This is a genomic window from Arenibacter hampyeongensis (genome assembly GCF_002909255.1).
In the GTDB taxonomy this organism is placed as follows: Bacteria; Bacteroidota; Bacteroidia; order Flavobacteriales; family Flavobacteriaceae; genus Arenibacter; species Arenibacter hampyeongensis.
Genome location: NZ_PIOB01000023.1, coordinates 1 through 6,884 on the forward strand (window position 1 = coordinate 1; position 6,884 = coordinate 6,884).

Here is a 6,884-nt window from a genome sequence, read left to right on the forward strand (position 1 = left end):
ACTGGTGCAACCGGAGCTGATGGAGCTAAAGGTGATACTGGTAATACAGGAGCCAAGGGAGACCAAGGTGATACGGGTGCACAAGGAATTCAAGGTGAAACTGGTGCGACCGGAGCCGATGGAGCTAAAGGTGACAAAGGAGACACTGGTAACACAGGAACCACCGGGGCAGCTGGTACTAATGGAACCAACGGAATAGATGGAAATGATGGTGCCACCGGCGCTACAGGAGCCAAGGGAGACCCAGGTGATACAGGTGCACAAGGAATTCAAGGTGTAACTGGTGCGACCGGCGCTAAAGGTGACAAAGGAGATACAGGTAATACAGGAGTAACAGGTGCTACAGGAGCAGCTGGAACTAACGGAACAGATGGAAACGACGGAGCTACCGGCGCCACTGGTGCTGATGGAGCCAAGGGAGACCAAGGTGATACTGGTGCACAAGGAATTCAAGGTGTAACTGGAGCCACTGGAGCTAAAGGTGACAAAGGAGATACTGGTGCAGCCGGAACCAACGGAGCTGATGGTAATGATGGGGCAACTGGTGCGACCGGAGCCCAAGGCGACAAGGGCGACAAAGGAGATACAGGTGCTACAGGAGCAGCTGGAACCAACGGAACTGATGGAAATGACGGTGCCACTGGTGCTGACGGAGCTAAAGGTGACAAAGGAGATACCGGAGCAACAGGTGCTACAGGAGCAACTGGTACCAACGGAACAGATGGAAACGACGGAGCTACCGGCGCCACTGGTGCTGATGGAGCCAAAGGCGACAAGGGCGACAAAGGAGATACTGGTGCAGCAGGAACTAACGGAATAGATGGAAATGACGGCGCTACAGGAGCTAAGGGAGACCAAGGTGATACGGGTGCACAAGGAATTCAAGGTGTAACTGGTGCGACCGGAGCTAAAGGTGACAAAGGTGATACAGGTAATACAGGAGCCACTGGTGCAGCTGGTACTAATGGAACCAACGGAATAGATGGTAATGATGGAGCCACTGGTAATACTGGAGCAACTGGTGCCACTGGAGCAGCAGGTACCAATGGAACCAACGGAACAGATGGAAATGATGGTACTACGGGAGCCAAAGGCGACCAAGGTGACAAGGGAGATACCGGAGCAACTGGTGCCACCGGGGCAGCTGGTACTAATGGAACCAACGGAATAGATGGAAACGACGGCGCTACAGGAGCCAAGGGAGACCAAGGTGATACGGGTGCACAAGGAATTCAAGGTGTAACTGGTGCAACCGGAGCTAAAGGTGACAAAGGAGATACTGGTGCAGCCGGAACCAACGGAACAGATGGAAACGACGGTGCAACCGGAGCTAAAGGTGATACTGGAGCAGCTGGTACTAATGGTACCAACGGAATAGATGGAAATGATGGTGCCACAGGAGCTACAGGAGCCAAGGGAGACCAAGGTGATACGGGTGCACAAGGAATTCAAGGTGTAACTGGAGCCACTGGAGCTAAAGGTGACAAAGGAGATACTGGTGCAGCTGGAACCAACGGAACAGATGGAAACGACGGTGCAACCGGAGCTAAAGGTGATACTGGAGCAGCTGGTACTAATGGTACCAACGGAATAGATGGAAATGATGGTGCCACAGGAGCTACAGGAGCCAAGGGAGACCAAGGTGATACGGGTGCACAAGGAATTCAAGGTGTAACTGGAGCCACTGGAGCTAAAGGTGACAAAGGAGATACTGGTGCAGCTGGAACCAACGGAACAGATGGAAACGACGGTGCAACCGGAGCTAAAGGTGATACTGGAGCAGCTGGTACTAATGGTACCAACGGAATAGATGGAAATGATGGTGCCACAGGAGCTACAGGAGCCAAGGGAGACCAAGGTGATACGGGTGCACAAGGAATTCAAGGTGTAACTGGTGCGACCGGAGCCGATGGAGCTAAAGGTGACAAAGGAGATACTGGTAACACAGGAACCACCGGGGCAGCTGGTACTAATGGAACCAACGGAATAGATGGAAATGATGGTGCCACTGGCGCTACAGGAGCCAAGGGAGACCAAGGTGATACGGGTGCACAAGGAATTCAAGGTGTAACTGGTGCGACTGGAGCCAAAGGAGACAAAGGAGATACTGGTGCAGCTGGTACTAATGGTACCAACGGAACAGATGGAAACGACGGAGCCACTGGTGCCACAGGTGCACAAGGAATTCAAGGTGTAACTGGTGCGACCGGAGCTAAAGGTGACAAAGGTGATACAGGTAATACAGGAGCCACTGGTGCAGCTGGTACTAATGGAACCAACGGAATAGATGGTAATGATGGAGCCACTGGTAATACTGGAGCAACTGGTGCCACTGGAGCAGCAGGTACCAATGGAACCAACGGAACAGATGGAAATGATGGTGCTACGGGAGCCAAAGGCGACCAAGGTGACAAGGGAGATACCGGAGCAACTGGTGCCATCGGGGCAGCTGGTACTAATGGAACCAACGGAACAGACGGCGCTACAGGTGCAAAAGGAGATACAGGAGCCACGGGAGCAGATGGAGCTAAAGGTGATACTGGTGCCACTGGAGCAGCTGGTACCAATGGAGTTGATGGAGTTAAAGGTGACAAAGGTGATACCGGAGCGACTGGAGCAAAAGGTGATACGGGTACACAAGGAATACAAGGTGTAACTGGTGCCACTGGAGCAAAAGGTGATACGGGTACACAAGGAATACAAGGTGTAACTGGTGCCACTGGAACTAAAGGTGATACCGGAGCACAAGGAATTCAAGGTATAACTGGTGCGACCGGAGCCAAAGGCGATAAGGGCGACACTGGTGCGACCGGAGCCAAAGGAGATACTGGAGCAACTGGAGCTACCGGACAGGACGCACAAGGTGGTTCATTTAAGCGTGGTATCAGAAGTACCTCAACAAGTACAACCTTAGGGTCAACTGATTTTACTTTAATTGTTTACGGCAGTAATGATGTAATTTCTTTACCAAACGCAACGGCATCAAACCTAGGACAAGTTTATGTATTGAAAATAATGGACAATGCTAAGAAGAATGAGACTAACATAAATTACATTGGTGACAAAGGGAATTGGAAAAAAGACTTGGATGAAAACAAAATATATTGGCTACAAAGTGATGGCACCAATTGGCAACAATTGAATAAAGATTAAAGTCAATATTGTTTATGAATCATTACTCCAAAGTCTAATTAAGTTAAATAGAATATAAGGAAATCCAACAGATTATCAGAAACGTGAATACCATCAAACATATAATTGTCTACATCATATTTGCAGCCGTGTCGCTTTCAAACGCGCAAGATGCCGTGCATAATTATGGGACCATTCAGATTCATGAGACTGCTATGGTAGGTTTCCATATGGATGTTATCAATGATGGTACCTTTGATGAAAATTTAGGTTTGGTAGGTTTTTATAACGACAACAACCCCTTGACCATTTCAGGTGCCTTTACCCCCGTTTTTTATGATTCCGAGGTAGCTGTAAATGGCGGACTCTATCTGGAAACAAGTGTAGGGATATTGAATAATTTCAACTTTATACAAGGTGACGTGTTTACGCCCAGGAATCGCTCCAATGTCTTCCTAAACTTTTCCGATGATTCGTTTTATGTGGGTGAGGGAAACAACACCAAAATTGATGGTTACGGGGCCATTGTAAATAAAGACACCTTTACCTTTCCCGTAGGGGATGATGATCGTATGAGGCCATTGACCATATCTTCGGAAAGCGTTAATGTGCTGGCCAAATGTGCCTATTTTTTTGTAGCACCAGATAACCAAATTAGTTTCAATGAAAATTTCACTTCCGACGCACGGGACTTTAATGTGGCCGCAGTAAGCAACCAGGAATTTTGGCGTTTAGAGGGGGTCTCACCTAGCACAGTTACTTTAAGCTGGGATGATCGGAGCAATATTGGTATTCTTGGGGAATATATTAGTGACCTAATAGTAGTAGGCTGGAGCAAAAATCAACAAAAATGGGTCAATCTGGGGAATTCAGCCCTAGAAGGGGAATTTTCCTTTGGCTCCATAACTTCCAATACCTTCATCCCAAATGAATATGAAATTATTACCATCGGTGGAGCTGTAGATCTAAATGAAACCCTAACTACAATAGATCTGGGCAATTATTATTTGACGCCAAACGGGGACGGTACAAATGATTTTCTCGTAATTGACGGAATTGAAGAATCGCCCAACAACATACTCCAAATCTTCAATAGATATGGAGTGATGGTATATTACAAAGAAAATTACAGGGATGAATTTGTTGGCATATCCAACCGAAATATGTTGGTAAAAGGGCAAATAGGCTTGGCTTCGGGAGTATATTATTATATCATAATATTGAATGATCTAAAAATAAAACATCAAGGATACCTATACCTATCCCAGGCAGTGAAAAATTAAAGTATTTCCAAAAAAATTCTTGGATATGGACTTCATAAGAGTCTAAATCCTTTCTAGGTAAGAAAGCCATAAACCGTTACCTCTTACTGCCCGTAGTTATTTTACCCACTAAGTGGGATTTGAATGTTCCAACGCTTGCCCGCCTGAAAGGAACGGGCGGCGAATTGATATCAGTAGTTTCCATCCGATGCCTCATTGGCTTGCACTGAGGTAATTGAATATTTAATTCATTTCAGACCGATCCATTGCCTCAATTCCTATAAAGGGCCATTCTCAATCTTGTTTAAAATAAGTAACTTTATGGTTTCACATAAATTCAATTTGATACTTTAAAATTAAATGGATCAATATTATTTACAAAGTGGCAGTATTTTTGAGATACCTCATGGATTGGATTTAGTTTTATTAAATTAGTTATTGCCTTATGCATAGAAGATCTTTTATCAAAAAAAGTAGTTATTCCGGTTTGGCCTTATCAATATTACCAGGGCTTACCCATTTCCAAGAAACAGAATATTCCATAGGCGAATTAATGGGCAAGGATGAAATTAAGCTCTATGGCCAAGATATTAACCTGAGAAAGGAGGCCCATGATGCATTTTTGGAAATGAAAAAAGCGGCCTATAGTGAGGGTATGGATCTGAAAATTGTATCGAGCTATCGAAATTTTTATCGTCAGGAGGCTATTTGGGAACGAAAATATCTTCAATTCACTGAAGAAAAAGGGATGACCAAATTGGGTGCTATTGAAAAGATTATAGAATACTCCACCATACCCGGTACCAGTAGGCACCATTGGGGAACCGACATTGATATAATTGACGGTTATCCAAGAACCACGGGCGACGTTTTGGTTCCGGAAAAATTTGGGGAAGGTGGACCTTTTGAACTTTTAAAAAAATGGATGGATGATAATGCCAACAAATTTGGCTTCTATTTGGTCTATACCGATAATCCCAAAAGAAAGGGATTTAAATATGAACCATGGCACTACAGCTATGCCCCTATATCTATTCCAATGTTGAAAACCTTTAGAAGGAAAAATATTTTTAAATTACTTCTTGAAGAGGATATTATAGGGAAAGAAAACTTCACCTCCGGTTTTCTAAAAGGATATATTCAAAACAATATTTTAGATATTAACCCAGACCTTTTATAATAATCTGCTGATAGATTATTAACTCTTAAAGGCACTATATCATGAGAAGAGGAAGTTGGAAAATTAGGATTTTCATCGGCTTGGCCATTGTGGTTTTTGCTTTTGTCCAACGTTGCAACAACAAAGAGGAAAACCCATATACGGGTAGGGTTCAGAATATAAACATGAGCACTGAACAGGAAATATCCATTGGCCTGCAGAGCGCCCCCGAGGTTGCACAACAATATGGCGGTCTTTATCCTGATGAACGTCTACAATCCTTCGTAGACCAGATTGGCGTAAAATTGGTCAATAATAGTATTGCCAGGGAAACGCCATATAAATATGATTTTCATTTATTGGCAGACGATCAGACCATCAATGCCTTTGCCCTTCCTGGCGGGCAGGTTTTTATTACCTATGCCCTATTTTCCCAATTGAACGAAGCGCAACTCGCAGGGGTTTTGGGTCATGAGATAGGACATGTTATTGGAAGACATTCCGCTGAGAGGATTGCCGATGGCAGTTTTTGGCAAACGGTTACCATGGGTGCCTCCGTTGGTGCCGATGCTGGTGATATTGTTGGAAGTATTGGCCAGAACACCCTATTGACCAACGGCAGGGAAGATGAATTGGAAAGCGACGAATTAGGGGTACTCTTTATGATTCGATCAGGTTACGACCCCTACGAAATGATAAATGTGATGAAGATTTTAAAAGCTGCAGCAGGACCCAATAGAGTCCCCGAATTTCAGAGTACCCATCCAGACCCGGACAATAGAATAGAGAAAATTAACGAGGCCATAGAAAAGTACAAAGGACAGCAAAACACAAAATAAAACAAACAAAGGATAGTAATTAGCTATATTTTAGTATATTGCACCAGTACCAAATCTTTATACCGTCTCAAATTTAACCCTTATAGCTTTGATTTACAATCACTTAAATGAGACTATATGGGAACTTTATTACACTTTAAGAACATTTACTTAGCGGCATTCGAGAATTGTAAACCAGAAATTGTAGTAATACTCTTAAAGGTTTACTCAGTATTCTGTGTGGCAATGTTATTCATGGCACTTTATGCATTTTTATTTAGAGCCTTTACTGGATTTGAATTCTAGAAAATTGGATTTGCTCTTTTACTTGAACACTATAAAAGCAAATTGAAGTAATAAAAAAACCTATCGACAATTGTCGATAGGTTTTTTTATTGGATTACAACAATTACTACGGATCATGCTTATTTGTTGTGTTTCTTCAAAAATTAGGATGAACATAATATTTCGTGTTTTTTGATTTTAGCTTTATTTATTGGGCAAAATCGAATG

General features: G+C 43.7%; 5 protein-coding genes. All 5 read left to right on the forward strand.

Translation table 11 applies throughout. The features are described 5' to 3' along the window. A partial coding sequence (locus CWD91_RS23160) for a beta strand repeat-containing protein (protein ID WP_192877714.1) occupies positions 1-3,153 on the forward strand: 3,153 nt, incomplete at its 5' end. 83 nt (positions 3,154-3,236) lie between these two features. Continuing rightward, positions 3,237-4,415 (forward strand): gliding motility-associated C-terminal domain-containing protein, encoded by a 1,179-nt coding sequence (locus CWD91_RS22515; RefSeq protein WP_239985912.1) that lies wholly within the window; start codon positions 3,237-3,239, stop codon positions 4,413-4,415. A gap of 424 nt (positions 4,416-4,839) precedes the next feature. Continuing rightward, positions 4,840-5,574 carry a M15 family metallopeptidase gene (locus CWD91_RS22520; RefSeq protein ID WP_103443232.1) on the forward strand — a complete coding sequence of 245 codons (735 nt, stop codon included), beginning with the start codon at positions 4,840-4,842 and terminating at the stop codon, positions 5,572-5,574. A 41-nt stretch (positions 5,575-5,615) separates the two neighbouring features. Beyond that, entirely contained in the window at positions 5,616-6,392 is a 777-nt protein-coding gene (locus tag CWD91_RS22525) for a M48 family metalloprotease (protein WP_103443233.1), read from the forward strand. Between the two features lie 117 nt (positions 6,393-6,509). Next, the gene (locus CWD91_RS23165; RefSeq protein WP_317045629.1) at positions 6,510-6,677 is read left to right on the forward strand and encodes a DUF6747 family protein; all 168 of its coding nucleotides are present in this window, start codon (positions 6,510-6,512) and stop codon (positions 6,675-6,677) included. Positions 6,678-6,884 lie beyond the last annotated feature (207 nt).